The sequence below is a fragment of the Myroides sp. WP-1 genome, assembly GCF_014145635.1.
Lineage (GTDB): Bacteria > Bacteroidota > Bacteroidia > Flavobacteriales > Flavobacteriaceae > Flavobacterium.
Genome location: NZ_JACHTC010000010.1, coordinates 37,049 through 57,050 on the forward strand (window position 1 = coordinate 37,049; position 20,002 = coordinate 57,050).

Consider the following 20,002-nt stretch of genomic DNA (forward strand, 5'->3'; position numbering starts at 1 on the left):
AAGAGGAAATCGAAACGCAGTGAAAATCGAAACGTAGTGAAAATCGAAACGCAGTGTAGATTCATCGAACACCAAAACAAATATAAACTCGGTGAGATATATTCATCGAATACCAAAATAAAATATAAACCTAATGAGATAAAGAGGAAAGAGGAAATCGAAACGCAGTGAAAATCGAAACGTAGTGAAAATCGAAACGTAGTGAAAATCGAAACGCAGTGTAGATTCATTGAACACCAAAACAAATATAAACTCGGTGAGATAAAGAAGAGAGAGGAAAGAAGAGAGAGGAAAGAAGAGAGAGGAAAGAAGAGAGAGGTGAACGTCTGAACATCCCTAAATATGGTTGACTTTTTTCAAGAACGAAAGTTTACAAAAACGCAAAAACGCATTAATGAAAAATATCTTTTTACAGCAAAAATCTACCCTTCTCTCCTTTCTCCTTTCTTCTTTCTTCTCTCTATTTATAAATAAATTCCATGTGTACTTCCATTTTTTTTGCTATGCGTTCCGCTTGTAGAGCGCGAAGTTCTACGCGTTTTATTTTGCCACTTATTGTTTTGGGAAGTTCAGTTACAAATTCAATTTTACGGGGCATTTTGTAAGGGGCGAGGTGTTCACGGGAGAACTGAAACAATTCATTTGCAAGTGCTTCATTTCCTTGTTGGATATCTTTGAGGATGATGAATGCCTTAACCTCAAACCCTTTGATATCATGTGGGCTAGCTACCACAGCAGATTCAATCACCATTGGGTGCTCTAGTAATACGCTTTCCACTTCAAAAGGACCAATGCGGTAATCAGATGCTTTAATTACATCGTCATCGCGACCAATGAACCAGATGTAACCTTCTTCATCTTTGTAAGCTTTATCTCCTGTAAAATAAACTCCATTTTTAAATACCTGTTGTTGACGTTCTTTGTCAAACATATACTCTTTAAATATACCATTGATTTTGCCAGTATCAGTTTTGACACAGATATTCCCTTCTTCATTGTTGGGTAATTCACGTCCTTCTTCATCGGCAATCACAATATCGTAGAGAAAGGTTGGTTTTCCCATAGAACCATATTTTAATTTTGCATTGGGATAATTTGCCACCATACAGGTGCTTTCTGTTTGACCGAAACCGTCTCGAATATATAAACCCGTAGCTTCATACCATTCCTCAATAATTTCTGGGTTGAGCGGTTCGCCTGCTGCTACACATTGTCTCAAACTAAAGCGATAAGAAGCTAGATCTTCTTGAATAAAAAAGCGCAAAACAGTAGGAGGAGCACAGAGGGTTGTGACTTTGTGTTTCTCCATTAAAGTTAGTGTAGTTTTTGCTTGGAAACGCGCCTTGGTGTGATAAGCAAAAATAGTAGCTCCTACGCTCCAAGGAGCAAATAAACTGCTCCAAGCAAACTTAGCCCATCCCGGTTGAGAGATATTGTAATGAATATCGTCTTTTTTTAATCCAATCCACGCTGCAGTTGTTAAGTTGCCAATAGGGTAGCTTAATTGAGTGTGGCAAACGATTTTAGGCATTCCTGTAGTACCAGAGGTAAAGAATAGGAAGAGATTGTCATCGGGTTTGGTATCAGCAGCTTCTGCTTCTGTAGGTTGTTCATCTAAAACAGTTAAAGGATACCACCCTTCGCGCTCACCATCAATGATAATTTTGATGGGAATGGTCAGGTTTGCCGCTTTTTCTGCTGCATCAATTTTTTCGACGTTGTCTGCATCAGCAAGAATTACTTTTGGTCCAATTTTTTCGAAGCGGTACTTCAAGTCATTAACCCCTAAAATACTCGCTGCAGGAGATAAACGATATCCCCCTTTAATTGTTGCCAAATGCGTCACCCAGTTGATGCGCTGTAGCATCATTTGGGTTAAAATGACATCTTGTTGCTGTATTCCTTTTTTGCGTAAAAAATTTAAAAGTTGATTGTAGCGATTATATAAAGTTTTGAACGTATAGTGTTCTGTTTTTTCACCATCAGTCCAAAGCAAAGCTGTTTTGTCTGGTGTTTCTTTGACGTGTATGTCTTCAAATATTTCCGTTACCCAATTAAAGTGCGTGGGCTTTTCTACTTTTAATTCGCCTAAAGCACTAAAATTTTCTTCAGCAATTAAGCGTCCAATAGTTTTAAATAGAGTTTTCATGTAATTTATTATTTTTTGTGGTAGTATAAGATAAACAAAAGCTTTTAGAGTACACAATAAAAAAGACAGATCTGAGGTGTTGTACTAACGATTATGTCGTTTTATACGCTGTTTTTAAAAAGAATAAAGCTTATTTTAACCTTGTTTGTCCTTATTTTTCAATTAAAAAGTGTGTGTTTTACAAGAAAGAAACACAAAATGCCTTTTTTTATTGCTAATTTTTGCTTTTTGTATTTTAATAATAAATCAGGCAATAAATTGTTATTATTGGTTAAAAATAAATATAATTAATATGTTTTTTGACCAAATGACAGGTTTAGTATGAAATTTCTTTTGGTGTTTTTGATGAATTGTAGGTTAATTAATTGTTATTCTTTATTTTTTTGAAATAAAAAAAGATATTGTTGTAATATAATCAGTTTTTATTCGTTTTCTTTGGTATAAACCAAGAAACCCAATTTCTAAAATGAAAACATACTCCTTAAATGAAATTAATGAAGTCCTGAACGGTGTAGTTATAGGCACAACGGTAAAGAAGATTCATGCGGCAGAGCAGTTAGAAAAAGCACAAGATGGGCAAATATCTTTTATTGGAAATAAAAAATATGAGCGTATGTGGGCTAATTCTAAAGCTAGCATTGCAATTGTTAACCGCGATATTTCAATTGTACCTGGTGACGATCGAGCGTTTATTAAAGTAGACAATGTAGATATTGCAATGTCTCAATTGCTTGCTTTTTTTGCACCTAAACTACCTGTAGTCAAAGAGGGAATTCACGCTAAAGCTTGTATTGAAGAAACGGCTCAAGTAGGGGAAGGAACGCAAATTGGTGCTGGATGCTACATAGGAGAACACGTTGTTATTGGAAAGAATGTTGTTTTATATCCCAATGTAACAGTTATGGATCACAGTGTGATTGGCGATAATACAATTATTTGGTCTGGAGCTGTCGTTCGCGAACGTACTCAAATCGGAAATCACTGTATTATTCATCCTAATGCTGTACTTGGTGCAGATGGATTTGGTTTCTGTCCATCAGAAAAAGGATTAGTGAAAATTCCACAAATCGGTCATGTTATCATTGGAAATCACGTTGAAATAGGAGCGAATTCATGTGTTGATCGCGGGAAATTTAGTGCTACTATTATTGGTGATGGTTGTAAAATAGATAATCTAGTTCAAATAGGACATAATTCGGTTTTAGGGAAGTGTTGTATTATGGCTGGAAATAGTGGTTTAGCAGGATCTGTAACCTTAGGAAACTTTGTTGTTATTGGTGGTAGTGCTTCGATTAAAGATCACGTTACTTTAGGAGATGGTGTAGTAGTAGGAGCGGGGTCTGGTGTAACAGGAGATGTAGAAGCAGGGAAAACGGTATTAGGTTATCCTGCATTAGAAGCTAAAACAACGTTGAAGCAATGGGCTTTTTTAAAGCAATTGGTTAAGAGTTATAATAGCAAAGGATCATAAGTAAAGTGTTATTGGTTTATAGGTGGCAATTTACACCGGATTAAAACCCAATATAGATATAAAAAAAGCCTTGTATTTACAAGGCTTTTTTTTTAGTTTTCTATTGCTTTTTGTTTGTTCTCTTGAATCATTTTGAGTTCTTCTGACTCAATTTTATTTCCTTCTAAGTCGTATTTTACGTCATTTTCAGGAATAGTAAAAGCTTTTTTATTCGATTTGTATAGAGGAATAAAGTAGCTCACGGTATAATTAAAACCAACGCCGATTGCGCCACTGTACTTTCGATTGTATCCAGGAATATACAGATTTTCAAAATCGTCTGGTTGCTTTTGCGAGATCAATCCTGTCAATCGAAGACTAAATCCCATAAAAACATTATCGAATACTCTAGTTTTTATACCAGCTACAAATTCGACCCAATGCGCTGATAAACCGCTGTATTTTTTGTTTACAGGAATGGCTGGATTGTCAAAATAACCATTAGTGCTATAGGGTTTGTACCAATCTAATGTTTGAGAAAAGGATGAAAAGCCATAGCGTCCTCCCACATAAATCATATCTTCTCGATCCAACCAGTTTTCGTGTAGGTTGTAATCAACCCCTATGCGAAGGTAAGTTCCATCTGTGGTAAATCCGTATGTACTCTCTGTTTTGTTTAATTTATCTCGACCTAATTCTGCAACAGCAAACATCTTTTTATTAAGTCTATAATCGCCAACAACTTCAAAACCATTGTATGTCTTATCGTACATAGAACGCGTAATTCGAAACAAATCAGCACCTAGACGCAAGCCATATCGCTGTGGGTATTTAGGAGGAGCTTGAACAGCCATATGAGTGTTCTTCTCTGTTTTTTTTTCTAATTCTTTGTTTTTTTCTTGTGCAGTAATAACAACAGAAAACAACAGAATTATACCACTAGTAAAATACTTTAAAATGAGCTTGCTTTTCATTTTCTTTGTTTTCTAAATTGTTATCTATCTCGTTTGTTTCCGTTATATAAAGCTTAATCCAATTGCCTTTTGTTGTATTTGCTTTTCCATTTAAAAGAGGAGAACTACCATCCTGAAGAAGAGAAAAGGTAGAAACATAGCCACATGCTTTGTTTAAATAATGTGTGTTCACACGATATTTTAAGGTGAGTGTGTCTCGTAAAATAATAGTTTCCTTGCCTTTGGTCTCCTTAATCTGCAAGATCCAATCGGTTTGTTGTTGATCCAAACGAAGCGGAAGTAACAGTGTATTCCCTGAATTGCGAATGGTGTCTTGAATTCCTACAGCATATGCTTCTACCATCCCATTTTGAGGAACTTCTTGATCCTCATAATTAAAGAATTGGATTTTATAGTTGGGAGTTGTCGGTTCATCTTTACCGCAAATATCATCTTTTTCACAAGCAACAAAGGCTAGAGTTGCCAGCGCTAAAAAAGAGGTGATAAGCATTATTTTTTTCATATAGAAATAAGTCTAACTAATAGTAACAGCATCAAAAATACTAAAAACAAACCAAACGGTTTATATTCTTAGGAATGCTTTTGCAAATAAGTAAAAATAAAAAGATTTCATCTAAAAGGTCAAAAAGAAACCTTTTGACCTTTTAGATGAAATATGCTGCAATTACACCAAGTAATATTGCAATTAGTTTATTGATGTTAAATTTATGGTCTTCATTACTCTCAAAAATAATCGTAGAGGAAATGTGAAACAAGATCCCCACGACTACAGCTGATATTTCGGCATAATATGCACTTAATAAAGGAATATTACTTGATACGAGTGTTCCTAAAGGAGTCATGATAGAAAAAAGCATCATAAAAATGAATACCATTTTCTTATTCATTTGGGCATTAATAAAGAAGGCCGTCAGAATAATGGCAATAGGCAAATGGTGGATGCCAATCCCTAGAGCTAGTTCACTGTGTTGACTAATGGGCATTCCTTCAAAAAAGGCGTGAATACACAAGCTGATAAACAACAACCAAGGGATACGATCTAGTTTTTCATGACTGTGTACATGACCATGTTCAGCTCCTTTAGAGAAATACTCTAAAATAATTTGAAATACAATACCAGCCATAATGAAAAAACCTATTCGTCCCGCACCACTGTGATCGTGATTATGGTCGTGTACATGTTCTCCCCCAGCTGTTACAAGATCGCCAACTGCAGCCTGATACACATCAGGTAGTAAGTGCGTTACCGTTAAAGTGAGCAAAAAGGATCCACTAAACGCCATCAAAAGCTTGAGGTGTTTTTTGTTTTTCGGTTGAATAAGTAGCGCAATTAAATATCCAATAATTACGGCTAGTAAAGGTACGATATACGCCATCGGCTTATTTAAAGATCATGATTAATCGATCAGATTCGTTCGGATAAAATTTTCTTAATTTGTAATCGCCAAATACATCAAGTAAGTAAATGTCGTTTTCATTCATCATCGTTTCAAAATCTTCCAAAGTAAAGGCTTTTACTTTTTCTGTATATGCGTGATCTTCTCCATCAGCATGAAAACGAATATCTTTAATGATATAACCGTTTTCTATTTTTCGTTCGATATGAAACTCAACACCTTCAACTGTTTTTACTTCAGTTTCTACTAAATTAGCGCTTACTTTATTTACATTCATAAAGTCAATCACCGCAAGACCATAGTCAGATAAACTATTGTGCATGGCTTTTAGCGCTTTGATGTTATCTTCTGGATGACTAAAATAGCCAAAACTCGTGAATAAGTTAAAGATCGCATCGTATTTTTTTTCTAAAGGTTCACGCATATCGTGTACCTCAAAGTGCAGTTTTTCATTTTCAAAAGCCTTAGCTGCTTCAATGCTATTTGCAGATAAGTCTGCGCCCACTACATCATAGCCTAAGCTGTTGAGGTAAATGGCGTGACGTCCTTTGCCACAAGCTAAATCTAGCACTTGAGAATCTTCTGCTAAATTTAAATAGTGTGTAAGGTTATCGATAAAAAGTTGTGCTTCATCATAATCTCTATCCTTATATAAAATGTGATAGTAAGGGGTATCAAACCACGATGCGTACCAAGCTTTCTTCTGTTCAGACATAGTTTTAAATTAATTCTTTTATTAGCTTGCAAATTTACTTTATTTTTGCACATTTGGATAACGAATGCAATTATTCCTTATAGCAATATAAAAAAATGGAAAATTTTAAAATGGTTGCTAAGACTTTATTCGGTTTGGAAGAGGTTTTGGCAAAAGAACTACAGCTTTTAGGAGCAACGAAAGTGAAGGAAGGAACTCGTATGGTGAGTTTTGAAGGTGATAAAGGTTTTTTATATAAAGCGAATTTAGCTTTGCGTACTGCATTGAAAATCTTAGTTCCAATTAAGCAATTTGCTGTGTACAACGAAAGCAACCTGTATAAGGGAATACAAAGTATTGATTGGAGTAAATATTTAGGAGCACATCAATCTTTTGTGATTGATTCTACTGTGTTTTCCGATCAGTTTAACAACAGCTTATTTGTCTCTTTAAAAGCGAAAGATGCTATTGTCGATCAGTTTAGAGATAAATTTGGCAAACGTCCAAATATTGATAAAGATTTTCCAGATTTACGCATTAACGTTCATATTCAACGTGATATGTGTACAGTTTCATTAGATTCATCAGGAGCTTCTTTACATCAAAGAGGATATAAAACAGCAACGAATATTGCCCCGATTAACGAGGTATTAGCCGCAGGTATGCTATTATTATCAGGGTGGGACGGAAGAAGTCACTTTATGGATCCCATGTGCGGATCAGGTACACTTTTAATAGAAGCAGCAATGATTGCTTGTAATATACCTGCAAATATTAATAGAAAAGAGTTTGCCTTTGAACGTTGGAATGATTGGGATGCAGATTTGTTTGAAGTGATTCAAGGTTCATTATTAAAACGCGTTCGCGAATTTCACTACACCATTCAAGGATATGACAAAGCACCTTCTGCTGTGATGAAAGCGAAGGATAACGTGCGCAATGCGAACTTAGAAGAATATATTAAAGTAGAAAATCTCAATTTTTTTGATACATCAAAAGAAGTAGAGGGTCCTTTACACATGGTATTTAACCCTCCCTATGGCGAGCGTTTAGATATTGATTTAGAGCGTTTCTACCGCGAAATTGGAGATACCTTAAAACAAGGATACCCAGGAACAGATGCTTGGTTTATTACCGCAAATATTGATGCATTAAAATACGTAGGTTTACGTCCTTCGAGAAAAATTAAACTTTTTAATGGTAAATTAGAGGCTCGTTTAGCAAAATATGAGCTATACGAAGGAAGTAAAAAAGGAAAATATATGAATCAAAATTAAAAGACTATGAGTGCAGGAACTAAAACATTACTGTTTCAATTTGTAAGCTTTGCTGTATTGTTTCTTTTAGTGCGAACAGGTTTGATGTATTTTACCGATTTATCGGGCATCTGGTTACCTCTTGTCAGTGCTATTGTTGCGACAGTTTTCGCTCCACAATTTAAAGTTTTTAAAACAGATGAAGGAGATAAAATCTGTGTAAAATGGATTTTTCTAAAAGGCGTAAAAGTCTTGAACTAATAAAAAAAGGAAGCGAATAGCTTCCTTTTTTTATTAGAATCTCACCACCTCACCATCTATCTCACCGAGTTTATATTTGTTTTGGTGTTCGATGAATCTACACTACGTTTCGATTTTCACTGCGTTCCGATTTCACCATCTATCTCACCGAGTTTATATTTGTTTTGGTGTTCGATGAATATATCTCACTTATTTTATATTTGTTTTGGTGTTCGATGAATATATCTCACTTATTTTATATTTGTTTTGGTGTTCGATGAATCTACACTACGTTTCGATTTTCACTACGTTTCGATTTTCACTACGTTTCGATTTTCACTGCGTTCCGATTTCACCACCTCACCACAAACAATACCCCCCCTGTTAAAACCCTTCTTAACATAAGTAAAGTATTAGCTCGTTAGTCTTTTTTACTTTTGTGCTAAGAAAATAAGAAAAAATGATACGATTATTTGTAGCTACAGACAGTAAAGAAGTAGTAGAGCTTTGGTATGAAGCTTCTGTTCTTGCACATGATTTTATTGCACCAGAGTATTGGCAAGAAAAAAAGGAAGATATGGCGCAAATTTATATTCCTAATAGTGAAACTTATGTGTATGAAAAAGAAAAACATATACTGGGTTTTGTATCTTTGATAGGGAATTATATCGCAGCAATATTTGTTGCCCCAAATCAACAAGGAAAGGGAATCGGAAAAGAGTTGATGCAGTTTGTCAAGCAAAAAAAATCAACGTTAGAATTGGGAGTTTATGCAAAAAACACCAATTCGATTGCCTTTTACAAGAAACAAGGTTTTGTTGTAGTCGAAGAAAAGTTAGATGAACCAACAGGGGAGCGAGAAGTTGTGATGGAATATAAATAGAATGTTGACTTTTAATAGAACCGATTTACCATTAGAGGAAGTATTAAGCGAAAGTAGTGTTGCATTAATTGAGCAAACACTTACTCCGATTGTATGGCCAAAAGGACATCGGCTATTAGAAGACAGAGCGGGTATTAAGTATGCCTATCTTATAAAAAAGGGAATTGTTCGCGTTTTTGTTACAAGAGAAGACAAAGAAATTACCTTTGAGTTTGCGCGTGAAAAAGATATTTTAAGTGCTTCATTGGGTTATTTTTACCAATCGATCAGTTATGAGCGTTTTGAATTGTTAGAAGATACTATTCTTTATCAAATCGATTTAGAAGCGATGAAGAAACTTTTTCAAGAATCTTTGGAGATATGTAATTGGGCAAGGCAAATCACAGAACTTAACGCTATCAAAACACAAAAACAACTCATTGATGTTTTGGTATTAACACCCGAAGATCGATACCTGCATTTAATGGAACACGATAAAGCATTATTTCAACGCGTTCCATTGAAGCAAATTGCTTCTTTTATCGGTATATCGCCGATTTCATTGAGCAGAATTAGAGCGAGAATAAAATAGAAAAGCGGTTTTACACCGCTTTTTTTATATTATCTGACTGAATTCGATTAGTGTTTCTTGGATTTGTGCCATTCCTACAGAGGCTTTTTCTGCAATGACTTCTATTTTTCTGTGAAAGTGTTTTGTAGAAGCAGGATGAAGGTCAATATAATAAACCAAAGCTTCGGGTTTTGCAAAATCTAACAAAGATGCTGCGGGATATACCTGTAAGGATGTGCCAATAATTAGCACAATATCCGCTTCTTCTACATAGGGTATAGCGCGTTCTAGTTCGGGTACCATCTCGCCAAACCAAACAATGTGAGGACGTAAACTATGGCCGTGCTCATTGCGATCTAAATCTGTTAAATCTGTTGTCCATGGATAGACTAGCTGTTCATTTACTTCACTGCGTACTTTTAATAACTCGCCGTGTAAGTGAAGAACATCTTTACTTCCAGCGCGTTCATGTAAATCATCTACATTTTGTGTGATGACCGTTGTTTTAAAATGCTGTTGTAAATCCGCTATTGCAAAATGTGCTGCATTGGGCTCACAAGTCAGCAATTGACGTCGTCTATCGTTGTAAAACTTTAAAACTACATGTTTGTTTTTGGCCCAACCAAGGGGCGAAGCCACTTCCATAATATCGTGTCCTTCCCATAGACCATCAGCATCTCGAAAGGTTTTTATACCACTCTCTGCACTCATTCCCGCTCCTGAAAGTACAACCAAACGTTTTTCCATAATATTGTTACCTTTGCATTTTTGAATAAAACTAAAGATATAATGAATATTTCAAACAAGCTATTTCAAGATAAAGAATACTTAGCTTATTTAGAAACTTTTTTAACTGAGAATCGAGTAGAGCGATTTAAAGAAGTTTTAGCAAACCGAACAGAACACATTACAGTTGTGGCAGAAGATGTATATCAATTGCATAATACAAGTGCCGTTATGCGTAGTTGTGAAGTATTTGGTGTACAAGGGTTACATGTAATTGAGCAAAAGTTTGGTAAGCGCATTGATAAGCAAATTGCCCTTGGAGCAGAAAAATGGGTGGATATTCACCGTTATAATTCCGTACAAGGATGTATCGATGCAATTAAAGCTAAAGGATATAAAATTGTCGCAACAACCCCACACGGAACAGCTCAGAGTTTAGATAAATTTGATTTATCCGAACCTGTTGCTATTTTCTTCGGTACAGAGAAATCGGGGTTATCACCTGAAATTATTGAACAAGCAGATGATTTTATCACTATTCCAATGGTTGGATTCACAGAAAGTTTGAACATTTCAGTTTCTGCAGCAATCATCATTCAAAGTTTGACAACTCGATTAAGAGAATCGGCTGTTCAATGGCAATTATCAGAAGCAGCATTGTTGGCAAAACGCATCGATTGGGCAAGAAAATCAATCAAAGATATTGATTTTGTTACCGAGCGATTTTTGAATGGGTAATGATTTATAGTTGACGGTTGACAGTTTACAGTTTGAGTCGAAAAAACGTATAAAACTATATACAAAAAGGGTTCAGTTTAAAAAACTGAACCCTTTTTGTATATAGTTCTTCTCAACGACTCATCATCTCATCATCTCATCATCTCAACGACTCAAAAACTCACCACCTCATCATCTCAACGACTCACCATCTCAACGACTCATCATCTCACCACCTCACTATTTCGATTTTTTTCGAATTCTCATATTGATAAACTCAACAACTAGTGAAAAAGCGATGGCAAAGTAGAGATAGCCTTTAGGTACAGCACCAACATCTTGTCCGGCTAATTTAGCGTCAGATAAGTGCATACTTTCTGTTGTTAGCATAAAACCGATAAGAATTAAGAAGGATAATGCCAAGATTTGAATAGAAGGATTGTTGTTAACGAAAGTTCCCACAGGCACAGCAAAAATCATCATGACAGCAACAGAAACAATTACTGCAGCAATCATGATATATAAGGCTCCTGCAATTCCATTGGTCATACCTACCGCTGTTAGAATACTATCAACAGAGAAAATTAAGTCGATCAACAGAATTTGAACAAGGATATTTCCAAAAGATTTTGTGGCAATTTGCTTGGCATTTGGTGTTGCACTAACATCTTCGGCAACCTGTACATGAGCAACTTTTTCATGTATTTCTTTGGTAGATTTGTAGATCAAAAAGATCCCTCCTGCCAATAGAATTAGTGCCTGTCCATTAAAATTAGCACTAAACCATCCCCAATCTACGGAAAAGAGAGTGGCTTTCATTTTGATTAACCACGTGATGGCAAATAGTAAGCCTATTCGCATGAACATGGCTAAAAACAAACCAATTCGAGTGGCTTTTTTTCTTTTTTCTTCAGGGAGCTTGCCCGTTACGATTGAAATGAAAATGACATTGTCAATTCCCAAAACAATTTCTAAGAAGGTTAGGGTAATAAACGCAACAATTGCGTCAGCAGTTAAAAAAACTTCCATATAGAGATAGGATTATAGTTCTCCAATTTTTTTGAGATTTCCGCGTTCTTTTCGCGCATCACCAACTAATCCATACTCAAAAACGCAACTATCACCATCTGTAGTGATAATTTTAATACCTACTGCTTTTTTCTCCGCCATGTTTTTTGGGTGCTTTTTTTGCAAAACAAATTCGCAATCGTTGATCCATCGGATGCTTGAAGTGTCTATTTTGCCTTCAAATTCTTCTATTTCATACTCGGCTGTGCGGGTAAATGTAGATTTTTTTTCAACACCGTCGATTTCAGTGACAAATTCAAATTTCCCTGTGCGGAAGTTAGCGCAATTGCGTTCTTGTTGATAACAAGAGGCAAATAAAGCCAAGCAGGGCAAAAGATAGCATAGTTTAGTTTTCATAGAATGATTATTTCCCAAATAATGATTTCATAATTGTATTAATACCCTTGTAGAGTAAAAACATGGATGACAAACAAATGATGCATCCCAATCCAAAGACAGGAATAAAAAACGGATTACTTTGGTTTTTTAACGAGCTGTGGATGACAATTGGACCAAGAAACAATAAAGGTAGTGTAATAGCAAGATATTTAACTCCTTTTTGTAATACTCTTCGATTTGTGCCTTGAGGTTCCATAATGTTTATAATTTAGCATGATCAAGTGCCGAACGGACACTTTTATATTGATTTAATAGTTGTGTAGCTTCATCTTCACTTATCTGTAGTTCTTGTTGTAACATAGCAATACCGCGTTGAACAAGTTTTGCATTGGTCATTTTCATATCTACCATGCGATTGCCTTTGACACGTCCCAATTGAATCATGGTAGTCGTAGAGATCATGTTAAGCACTAGTTTTTGTGCCGTACCAGCTTTCATACGAGAGCTACCTGTTACAAATTCTGGACCTACAACAACTTCAATTGGAAATTGCGCAACTTGACGCAATGGACTATTGGGATTGCATGTAATGCAAGCGGTTGGAATGTGTTGAGATTGACAAGATTCTAACGCGTGAATAACATAAGGTGTTGTGCCTGAAGCAGCAATGCCAATAACAAAATCGTTAGCGTTAATTTGATGAGCTTGTAGATCTAACCAGCCTTGATTTGCATTGTCTTCTGCATTTTCAACAGCATGGCGAATGGCATAGTCTCCACCTGCAATTAATCCGATAACTAAATCAGGAGAAACTCCATAAGTAGGAGGACATTCTGAAGCATCCAAAATACCCAATCGACCAGAAGTGCCTGCGCCAATATAAAACAAACGCCCCCCTTTTTTAAGTTGCGTTACAATAGCTTGAACGGCAACTTCAATTTGAGGAATTGCTTTTTCAACAGCCAACGGAACACTTTGATCTTCTTTGTTGATATTAGTCAATACTTCGTGCACTGACATATCTTCTAAGTGATTGTAAGCAGAAGGTTGTTCCGTAATTTTAATAAAATCCACGTCAATTGCTTTTAGGTTGATACAAAAATACTCAAAAATAGTTTAGATTCAATGCGATAGAAAGGGAATTCTATGTCTCATTTTACTCCAAGTAACGCAACAATAGATTGAAAAAAAAACGCCAGTAAGAAAGCTTGTTTTTCTTACTGACGTTTGACGTAAATCATTGAAAATTAAAGACAAATATTTTTAAATTTAATTAATAATACTCCCTTTTAAAAAGAGATCATCAGGGTGTGATGAAAAGAGACCTATTATTTTTTGTAAACTAATTTTTCTTCCAAGTTAAAAGCTTGGATAGAAGTAGCAGAATCTGTTTCTACAATAGAAGAAAACTGCCCATCAACGATAGAGAATGAACCGATATGTACATGTCTACTAAGTGTGTTTCCACTTCCAGAATCATCATCGTTAAATTTACCAATCATGTGATCCGATAAGCGAATACTTGTTCCTCCGTATGTCACATTGACAATGTATTTACTACCAGTAGAACCACTTGCCTCACACTTGCTGTAAAGGTCAACATAAATAGCATAAACGCCATCCGCTAAGTGGTTGAAGTAAATGTTCTCATTTTTAATTCCATCAATGCTACAACCAGGATTGGAGTCAATGTCTAGTTCAGCAATAAGGGTGCTATTTTCAGCAAATAGGGTTTTACTTCCATAATAGATGCGCCCTTGGTCTTGTTTAACAAGGTGTAAATCCACGTCGTCTTCTTTATCCCAAGAAAGTGAAATTTGCAATTCACCTGTTCCTGCAGGAATCAATTGAAATTCTCTATAGTAGATTACTGTTCGAGTACCATCAGTAATATATCCTACAATTTCTAATCCAAAAACTTCTAAATTTAAGTTTTGAGATAAGTCTAAAATAACCTCATAGCGATATAATCTATCTCTTGTTTGGAGTTCATTTGTTGTTTGTAGCTCGTAAAAACCATCATGTCCTTTTAAGCCAATTAAAACTGATTTTAACTCTTCAGTACAAGTTAGCGTCATAATCGCTTTTCCACCATTAATCACAAAATTGTTGACACTAATTTCTGCAATGGAATTTTTTTCTCCCCCTTGAATGTTTCCTGCATTAAATGTTGCTCCGTCAATGCTAAAGTAGTCATCTTTAAGTGTATTGGGAACTTCTACTTTTTCTGGTTCACTTGTGCCACTGTCATCACTACTACATGAAACAGAGCCTAGAAGAAAAAATCCAGCTAGGGCAAATAATAAAACTTTCTTTTTCATAGCTTTTTATTGTTATTAAATATGTATTCTTTTTCTATTTCTTTTTCATGACAAACATAGATAGAAATTTATATATAAAATAAAATAAATTATTACTTTTTAGTATAGTAAGTTTTATTAAAGTATGTATTTAGTGATAATAATGTAATATTAAAGTGGAATGTGGTGTAAAATGAAAACTATTATCTATTTTTTGTAAGAGATTGTTTTATAAAAAGTTAAAAACAATTCGTTCCTTATTTTATTGGAAATGAATGTGTTTTTTTTAAAATGCGTGAATAGTACAAGTTTTTAGCTTTGAATGAGACACTTTTATAGTGTAAAAGGGGAATAAAATACGGAGTTAAGGATAAAAAAAGGTGTTTACAATAGAAACACCCTTTTTGAATTATATATTTTTTACACTTGATACACAAATGCATTGATATTCATACCCGCACCGACAGAAGCAAAAAGTAAATAATCTCCTTTTTCGAAACTGTGGTTTTCCAATTGCTTTCTGACAATCATGTCATAAAGAGTTGGAAGAGTTGCGACGCTGCTATTTCCTAATTTTTGTATGTTCATCGGCATAATGTGTTCTGGCATTGTACGCTCATAGAGTTCATAAAAGCGTTTGACAATAGCTTCATCCATTTTTTCGTTGGCTTGATGAATGATGATTTTTTTGATTTGGTCTATTTGTATACCACTTTCATCTAAACATGCTTTCATGGCTTGTGGTACTTCCGTTAAGGCGAATTCGTATATTTTTCGACCTAACATCTTAATGTAGCGCGTATCTTGTTGAGGTTCCTTTTTATACGATTCCCCAAAGTGAATATAATAGGCTTCATCAGCTGTAAAACTACAGCTTTTCGTAGCAATAATTCCCCCTGGTTCATCCGTTACCTCTAGTATAGTTGCACCTGCACCATCAGCGTAAATCATCGAATCTCTATCGTGTAAGTCAATTACACGAGATAAGGTTTCTGCTCCAATAACCAAGCAGTACTTAGCAATACCCAACGACATAAAAGCATAGGCTTGAATGACACCTTGTAACCATCCCGGACATCCAAACAAAACATCATAAGCAACGCAATTTGGATTTTTTATTTTGAGGTTATGCTTTACCCTTGAGGCTAAACTAGGAACAATATCCGATTGGTCGGTACCGTATTTGATGTCGCCAAAATTATGAGCAAAGATAATATAATCGAGTTTTTCAATATCGATTTGTGCGTTGTCAATGGCGCGTTGTGCAGCAATCGTACCGATATCAGTGGTTGTTAGGTCCGAAGTAATATAACGTCTTTCTTGAATACCCGTAATTTGCTCGAGTTTTTTTGCTACCCTTTCGTTAGAATCCTTTAATGATTCTCCATTTTCATCGCGAAAATCAAATTGATGAAAATCGTTGTTTGTTATAACTTCAGTTGGGATATAACTACCTGAACCCTTTATTTTAATAGCCATAATTTAACTTTTTTTAAGTAATTAAGAATTGTATTGTAATTACTTTGATCTTAGATGAGTTAATTTGTAAAGTTTCTATTTACTAAGGTACATAAACCCCTTGTTTTGTATACTTAAATAAAAGTGAAATTATGCTGAATGTAGCTTAAATTTAGTTAAGTCTCGATAGATATTCTATATAATATTGGATTTATGAAAGTAATAGGTGTAATTTCTTAGAATAGATGATTTAATATAGGAGGAAAAGTTTTTTTTATTCTTTAATTTAGTAAAAATTAAAAGTTAGTATGACCATGATAACAAAAGAAAAAGTAGTTTACATTACTGGGGGAACTAAAGGTATCGGTAGAGGAATAGCAGCAGCGTTAATTGCAGAAGGGTATCGAGTAGCGATTTCAGGACGTTCTTTAGAGGATGTAACGGAAGTGGCCAGAAGCCTGGGGTCTGATGATCAGGTATTAGCATTGGCTTCTAATGTGACAGTATATGAAGATGAGGTACAAGCGGTAGCAAAGATTGTCGAAAAGTTTGGACGCTTGGATGTTGTTATTGCTAATGCTGGAGTAGGAATTTTTGCTTCTATTGAGGAGCTGTCTATTGAAGATTGGAATATGATGATTGACACCAACCTAACGGGAGTTTTTCATACATTAAAGGCGAGTGTAGCTCAGCTAAAACAAAACAAAGGATACTATATCAGTGTGGCGAGTTTAGCGGGTATTAACTTTTTCGCTACAGGAAGTGGATATAATGCTAGTAAGTTTGGCGTGGTAGGGTTTACGCAAGCCGCTATGCTGGATTTAAGAGCACATGATGTAAAAGTAACTACAATTTTACCAGGTTCTGTGACGAGTCATTTTAATAATCACGTGCCAAATGCACAAGATGCTTGGAAAATTCAACCTGAAGATATTGGAGAATTGGTAGTGGATCTGTTGAACATGAATCCACGTGCATTACCAAGTAAAATTGAAATTAGGCCATTAAAAACGAGTTAACCCTTAATAAAAAAATATGCAAGATTTAGGAAAATTTATTTTACGCCTGGGTGTAGGCGGATTAATGATCTTTCACGGAATTCATAAAATCATCCACGGACACGATATGATTATTGATCAATTAGCAGCTAAGGGGTTTCCTACTTGGTTGTGGTTGGGTGTTCCTGTTGGAGAAATTATAGCACCTATATTATTAATTGTTGGGGCTTTTACTCGTCTATCTGGCGTTCTTATTGCCTTTACAATGGTCATGTCCATGGTGTTAGTGAAAGGAGGCGGGTCATTCGCTCTTAGCACTACAACGGGTGGGCTTGGTGCGGAGTTGAATTTGCTGTATTTAGCAGGAGCTTTGGCAATTGCTATGATCGGACCAGGTTCTTTCCGTTTGTACAAGGGAAGAAAAGGATGGTTTATTTAATTTGTTGATGATCAACTGTACATAAAATCCCTGTTAATTAAAAAAAAACTTTTTAATTAACAGGGATTTTGTATGTTTAGGATATCAATCAAAACATATAAAACTTGTTTACACTAAAAAATAAACTGCATACTGCATTCTTGTGCACTGCGATATCTTGGACCTGTATAGCTCAAGAAGGATCTGCAAATTATAATTTTGAAACATTTGAAGAAGGTCAACCGGTAGGGTGGTCTGTTGATGGTGAAAGCGTGTTTATTCCCTTCCAAGATTTTGAAAATTTTAAAGAAGGAAAATCTGCGTTTCGATTAGAAATGCCCGAAACGGACAAGGCTAACCCCATGTTTGTCATAACTAAAATATTACCCGCTTACAAAGGGAAAAAATTAGTGCTTTCTGGCTATATCAAAACAGAGGGAGATGATTTTCAAATGACTCCTATTATTCGCGTCGATCCCACTATTGATTTTGTCAGTTTACCCGAAAATGTGAAAGGAACAACCGATTGGAAAAAATATGAACTGACGGTAGAGTTGAAACCTGAACAAACGCAACAAATTGTTGTAGGAACTTACATGTTAGGGAAAGGTACCATTTGGCTAGATGATTTTAAGGTAACCATCGATGGAAAAGACATTGCTACTGCTGAAATTTTTAAATTTCCTGCAGCGGAAGATAACGCTTTTGACAAAGGATCTCAAGTAGTTTTTCCTTCGTTGGATGCTACTCAAATTGACAACTTAGCATTACTAGGACGAGTATGGGGCTTTTTGAAGTACCATCACCCTGCAATTGCACAGGGCAAGTACAATTGGGATTATGAATTATTCCGTTTCCTACCTCAATATGTTAAAGTCACTTCATCGAAACAACGCGATGCTTTATTGTTGCAATGGATTGAGCAATTAGGTATGGTAAAACTATGTGATACTTGCACAGAAACATCGAAAGAAGCAGTATTAAAACCAAATTTAAATTGGATGGATACGTATAAACTTTCGGATGAATTAAAACATAAGATCGCTTATATTTATGCCAATCGCGTGCAAGGAGAACAGTACTATGTTTCGAGTGGACATTATCAATATGCTGTTTTTGCCAATGAATTGAGTTATGAACAAATGGAAATTCCTGACGCAGGTTTTCGTTTGGTATCTTTGTATCGCTTATGGAATATCATGCAGTATTATATGCCTTATCGCGATATTACAGATCGCAATTGGGAAGAGGTATTAGCGGCCCATATTCAGTCGTTTATTAATGCAGAAGATCGTTTGGCTTATGAATTAGCAACGGTACAACTTATTGCAGACATCAATGATACTCACGCGGATCTTTGGCAAGGCGGGGATGCTTTAGCTCAACATAGAGGAGAACATTATGCGCCTTTTCGCGTAGAATTTATAGAAAATCAATTGGTTGTAACGGATATTTATAATCCAGAGCTACTAAAGGATATTCAAATTGAAAGAGGGGATAGAGTAACGCATATTAACCAGAGAAGTATTAACCAAATTTTAGATAGTATTTCTCCTTTTCATCCTGCGTCAAATCGCAGTGCGCAATTGAGAGATATTAGTTTGTTTAATATTTTGAGAACGAATGAAAATCAAGTTCAACTTGTGTATTTGGATAAAAACAACAAGGAGAAAAAGGCGGTAATTCCAATGTTCCCAAAGAGTGAGTTAAAATCATATGGATGGTTTAAGTCGTTGGATGGAGAACCGAGTTATCGTTTCTTAAACGAGGAAATAGGCTATGTAACTTTAGGAAATATTCAAGATAGTGATGCTCAAAAAATAAAAGAAACCTTTCGCAATACCAAGGGAATTGTCATTGATATTCGCAATTACCCTACAGCCTTTATGCCTTTTGCTTTAGGAAGTTATTTTGTAGATCAACCAACTCCTTTCGTAAAATTTACCTCCGTGAATTACAACAATCCTGGCGAATTTTTATTTATGGATCCGATTGTTATTGAACCCGATGGGAAGCCTTATCAAGGGAAAGTAGTGGTTTTGGTGGATGAACGTACTCAAAGTTCAGCGGAGTATACGGCTATGGCTTTTCGTGCAGGGCGCAATGTAACGGTGATTGGCAGTCAAACCGCTGGAGCGGATGGAAATGTCTCTCAGGTTGTTTTACCGGGAGGTTTGGGAACTTTTATTTCGGGGTTAGGTGTGTATTATCCCAATGGTGAACCAACGCAAAGAATAGGTATTATACCGGATATTGAAGTAAAAAGAACAATAAAAGGAGTACGTGAACAACGAGATGAATTGTTGGAAAAGGCAATTGAATTAATCAAGAAATAGAAGAATGGTTGGTGTAAAGTGTTTTTAGTGATAATTTTACGTCACCACA

The 20,002-nt window shown here is 35.5% G+C and carries 21 protein-coding genes; 9 read left to right on the forward strand and 12 right to left on the reverse strand.

All coding sequences use genetic code 11. From position 1 onward, the window contains the following. Positions 1 to 460: 460 nt before the first annotated feature. Positions 461 to 2,149: an acyl-CoA synthetase gene (locus tag H4K33_RS10370; protein ID WP_182648627.1), complete on the reverse strand. Its 1,689-nt coding sequence runs from the start codon at positions 2,147 to 2,149 to the stop codon at positions 461 to 463. 466 nt (positions 2,150 to 2,615) lie between these two features. Between H4K33_RS10370 and lpxD the strand changes: the two genes are divergently transcribed. Continuing rightward, entirely contained in the window at positions 2,616 to 3,620 is a 1,005-nt protein-coding gene (lpxD, locus tag H4K33_RS10375; RefSeq protein ID WP_182648630.1) for a UDP-3-O-(3-hydroxymyristoyl)glucosamine N-acyltransferase, read from the forward strand. Between the two features lie 92 nt (positions 3,621 to 3,712). Here lpxD and H4K33_RS10380 read toward each other — a convergent pair whose 3' ends face one another. The 4 genes from H4K33_RS10380 to H4K33_RS10395 all read right to left on the reverse strand — a co-directional run bounded on the left by H4K33_RS10380 (position 3,713) and on the right by H4K33_RS10395 (position 6,685). Further along, the gene (locus tag H4K33_RS10380; RefSeq protein ID WP_182648632.1) at positions 3,713 to 4,573 is read right to left on the reverse strand and encodes a DUF6048 family protein; all 861 of its coding nucleotides are present in this window, start codon (positions 4,571 to 4,573) and stop codon (positions 3,713 to 3,715) included. Continuing rightward, positions 4,539 to 5,075, reverse strand: a complete 537-nt coding sequence (locus H4K33_RS10385; RefSeq protein ID WP_182648634.1) for a DUF6452 family protein — start codon at positions 5,073 to 5,075, stop codon at positions 4,539 to 4,541. The genes H4K33_RS10380 and H4K33_RS10385 overlap by 35 nt, the downstream gene beginning before the upstream one ends. A gap of 142 nt (positions 5,076 to 5,217) precedes the next feature. Continuing rightward, positions 5,218 to 5,949 (reverse strand): ZIP family metal transporter, encoded by a 732-nt coding sequence (locus H4K33_RS10390; protein ID WP_182648636.1) that lies wholly within the window; start codon positions 5,947 to 5,949, stop codon positions 5,218 to 5,220. A 4-nt stretch (positions 5,950 to 5,953) separates the two neighbouring features. Further along, the gene (locus tag H4K33_RS10395; protein WP_182648638.1) at positions 5,954 to 6,685 is read right to left on the reverse strand and encodes a class I SAM-dependent methyltransferase; all 732 of its coding nucleotides are present in this window, start codon (positions 6,683 to 6,685) and stop codon (positions 5,954 to 5,956) included. A 95-nt stretch (positions 6,686 to 6,780) separates the two neighbouring features. Between H4K33_RS10395 and H4K33_RS10400 the strand changes: the two genes are divergently transcribed. From H4K33_RS10400 to H4K33_RS10415, 4 genes are all read left to right on the forward strand, one after another. After that, the gene (locus tag H4K33_RS10400; protein WP_255493653.1) at positions 6,781 to 7,941 is read left to right on the forward strand and encodes a class I SAM-dependent RNA methyltransferase; all 1,161 of its coding nucleotides are present in this window, start codon (positions 6,781 to 6,783) and stop codon (positions 7,939 to 7,941) included. A gap of 6 nt (positions 7,942 to 7,947) precedes the next feature. After that, a complete protein-coding gene (locus H4K33_RS10405) occupies positions 7,948 to 8,181 on the forward strand; it encodes a hypothetical protein (protein WP_182648640.1) in 234 nt (77 codons plus the stop codon). Between the two features lie 439 nt (positions 8,182 to 8,620). Continuing rightward, positions 8,621 to 9,043 (forward strand): N-acetyltransferase, encoded by a 423-nt coding sequence (locus H4K33_RS10410; RefSeq protein ID WP_182648642.1) that lies wholly within the window; start codon positions 8,621 to 8,623, stop codon positions 9,041 to 9,043. A gap of 1 nt (position 9,044) precedes the next feature. Beyond that, on the forward strand, positions 9,045 to 9,614 hold the full coding sequence (locus H4K33_RS10415; protein ID WP_182648644.1) for a Crp/Fnr family transcriptional regulator: 570 nt from the start codon (positions 9,045 to 9,047) through the stop codon (positions 9,612 to 9,614). A 24-nt stretch (positions 9,615 to 9,638) separates the two neighbouring features. Here the strand turns inward: H4K33_RS10415 and H4K33_RS10420 are convergent, their stop codons facing one another. After that, entirely contained in the window at positions 9,639 to 10,340 is a 702-nt protein-coding gene (locus tag H4K33_RS10420; RefSeq protein ID WP_182648646.1) for a Sir2 family NAD-dependent protein deacetylase, read from the reverse strand. Between the two features lie 42 nt (positions 10,341 to 10,382). Here H4K33_RS10420 and H4K33_RS10425 point away from each other — a divergent pair, with 42 nt between their 5' ends. Next, positions 10,383 to 11,057 (forward strand): RNA methyltransferase, encoded by a 675-nt coding sequence (locus H4K33_RS10425; RefSeq protein WP_182648648.1) that lies wholly within the window; start codon positions 10,383 to 10,385, stop codon positions 11,055 to 11,057. A 219-nt stretch (positions 11,058 to 11,276) separates the two neighbouring features. On the opposite strand, the gene H4K33_RS10430 is transcribed toward H4K33_RS10425, so the two are convergent. From H4K33_RS10430 to H4K33_RS10455, 6 genes are all read right to left on the reverse strand, one after another. After that, positions 11,277 to 12,065, reverse strand: a complete 789-nt coding sequence (locus tag H4K33_RS10430; RefSeq protein WP_182648650.1) for a TerC family protein — start codon at positions 12,063 to 12,065, stop codon at positions 11,277 to 11,279. Between the two features lie 12 nt (positions 12,066 to 12,077). After that, complete coding sequence (locus tag H4K33_RS10435) at positions 12,078 to 12,461, reverse strand: DNA topoisomerase IV (protein ID WP_182648652.1); 384 nt, start codon at positions 12,459 to 12,461, stop codon at positions 12,078 to 12,080. 7 nt (positions 12,462 to 12,468) lie between these two features. Next, positions 12,469 to 12,699 carry a DUF6095 family protein gene (locus tag H4K33_RS16440; RefSeq protein ID WP_220485312.1) on the reverse strand — a complete coding sequence of 77 codons (231 nt, stop codon included), beginning with the start codon at positions 12,697 to 12,699 and terminating at the stop codon, positions 12,469 to 12,471. A 5-nt stretch (positions 12,700 to 12,704) separates the two neighbouring features. Continuing rightward, entirely contained in the window at positions 12,705 to 13,517 is an 813-nt protein-coding gene (gene murQ / locus H4K33_RS10445) for an N-acetylmuramic acid 6-phosphate etherase (RefSeq protein ID WP_182648656.1), read from the reverse strand. 254 nt (positions 13,518 to 13,771) lie between these two features. Continuing rightward, entirely contained in the window at positions 13,772 to 14,764 is a 993-nt protein-coding gene (locus H4K33_RS10450; protein ID WP_182648658.1) for a hypothetical protein, read from the reverse strand. Positions 14,765 to 15,163: 399 nt separating this feature from the next. Beyond that, positions 15,164 to 16,222 (reverse strand): 3-oxoacyl-ACP synthase III family protein, encoded by a 1,059-nt coding sequence (locus H4K33_RS10455; protein WP_182648661.1) that lies wholly within the window; start codon positions 16,220 to 16,222, stop codon positions 15,164 to 15,166. Between the two features lie 293 nt (positions 16,223 to 16,515). Here H4K33_RS10455 and H4K33_RS10460 point away from each other — a divergent pair, with 293 nt between their 5' ends. The 3 genes from H4K33_RS10460 to H4K33_RS10470 all read left to right on the forward strand — a co-directional run bounded on the left by H4K33_RS10460 (position 16,516) and on the right by H4K33_RS10470 (position 19,953). Next, on the forward strand, positions 16,516 to 17,220 hold the full coding sequence (locus H4K33_RS10460) for an SDR family oxidoreductase (RefSeq protein WP_182648663.1): 705 nt from the start codon (positions 16,516 to 16,518) through the stop codon (positions 17,218 to 17,220). Positions 17,221 to 17,236: 16 nt separating this feature from the next. After that, positions 17,237 to 17,638, forward strand: a complete 402-nt coding sequence (locus tag H4K33_RS10465) for a DoxX family protein (protein ID WP_182648665.1) — start codon at positions 17,237 to 17,239, stop codon at positions 17,636 to 17,638. Between the two features lie 104 nt (positions 17,639 to 17,742). Then, on the forward strand, positions 17,743 to 19,953 hold the full coding sequence (locus H4K33_RS10470) for a S41 family peptidase (protein WP_255493654.1): 2,211 nt from the start codon (positions 17,743 to 17,745) through the stop codon (positions 19,951 to 19,953). The last annotated feature ends 49 nt before the right edge of the window (positions 19,954 to 20,002 follow it).

Bases quoted from the DNA above. Each gene is read 5' to 3' on its own strand.
- H4K33_RS10370 (WP_182648627.1), bottom strand. From the start codon at position 2,149: ATGAAAACTCTATTTAAAACTATTGGACGCTTAATTGCTGAAGAAAAT.
- lpxD (WP_182648630.1), top strand. From the start codon at position 2,616: ATGAAAACATACTCCTTAAATGAAATTAATGAAGTCCTGAACGGTGTA.
- H4K33_RS10380 (WP_182648632.1), bottom strand. From the start codon at position 4,573: ATGAAAAGCAAGCTCATTTTAAAGTATTTTACTAGTGGTATAATTCTG.
- H4K33_RS10385 (WP_182648634.1), bottom strand. From the start codon at position 5,075: ATGAAAAAAATAATGCTTATCACCTCTTTTTTAGCGCTGGCAACTCTA.
- H4K33_RS10390 (WP_182648636.1), bottom strand. From the start codon at position 5,949: ATGGCGTATATCGTACCTTTACTAGCCGTAATTATTGGATATTTAATT.
- H4K33_RS10395 (WP_182648638.1), bottom strand. From the start codon at position 6,685: ATGTCTGAACAGAAGAAAGCTTGGTACGCATCGTGGTTTGATACCCCT.
- H4K33_RS10400 (WP_255493653.1), top strand. From the start codon at position 6,781: ATGGAAAATTTTAAAATGGTTGCTAAGACTTTATTCGGTTTGGAAGAG.
- H4K33_RS10405 (WP_182648640.1), top strand. From the start codon at position 7,948: ATGAGTGCAGGAACTAAAACATTACTGTTTCAATTTGTAAGCTTTGCT.
- H4K33_RS10410 (WP_182648642.1), top strand. From the start codon at position 8,621: ATGATACGATTATTTGTAGCTACAGACAGTAAAGAAGTAGTAGAGCTT.
- H4K33_RS10415 (WP_182648644.1), top strand. From the start codon at position 9,045: ATGTTGACTTTTAATAGAACCGATTTACCATTAGAGGAAGTATTAAGC.
- H4K33_RS10420 (WP_182648646.1), bottom strand. From the start codon at position 10,340: ATGGAAAAACGTTTGGTTGTACTTTCAGGAGCGGGAATGAGTGCAGAG.
- H4K33_RS10425 (WP_182648648.1), top strand. From the start codon at position 10,383: ATGAATATTTCAAACAAGCTATTTCAAGATAAAGAATACTTAGCTTAT.
- H4K33_RS10430 (WP_182648650.1), bottom strand. From the start codon at position 12,065: ATGGAAGTTTTTTTAACTGCTGACGCAATTGTTGCGTTTATTACCCTA.
- H4K33_RS10435 (WP_182648652.1), bottom strand. From the start codon at position 12,461: ATGAAAACTAAACTATGCTATCTTTTGCCCTGCTTGGCTTTATTTGCC.
- H4K33_RS16440 (WP_220485312.1), bottom strand. From the start codon at position 12,699: ATGGAACCTCAAGGCACAAATCGAAGAGTATTACAAAAAGGAGTTAAA.
- H4K33_RS10450 (WP_182648658.1), bottom strand. From the start codon at position 14,764: ATGAAAAAGAAAGTTTTATTATTTGCCCTAGCTGGATTTTTTCTTCTA.
- H4K33_RS10455 (WP_182648661.1), bottom strand. From the start codon at position 16,222: ATGGCTATTAAAATAAAGGGTTCAGGTAGTTATATCCCAACTGAAGTT.
- H4K33_RS10460 (WP_182648663.1), top strand. From the start codon at position 16,516: ATGATAACAAAAGAAAAAGTAGTTTACATTACTGGGGGAACTAAAGGT.
- H4K33_RS10465 (WP_182648665.1), top strand. From the start codon at position 17,237: ATGCAAGATTTAGGAAAATTTATTTTACGCCTGGGTGTAGGCGGATTA.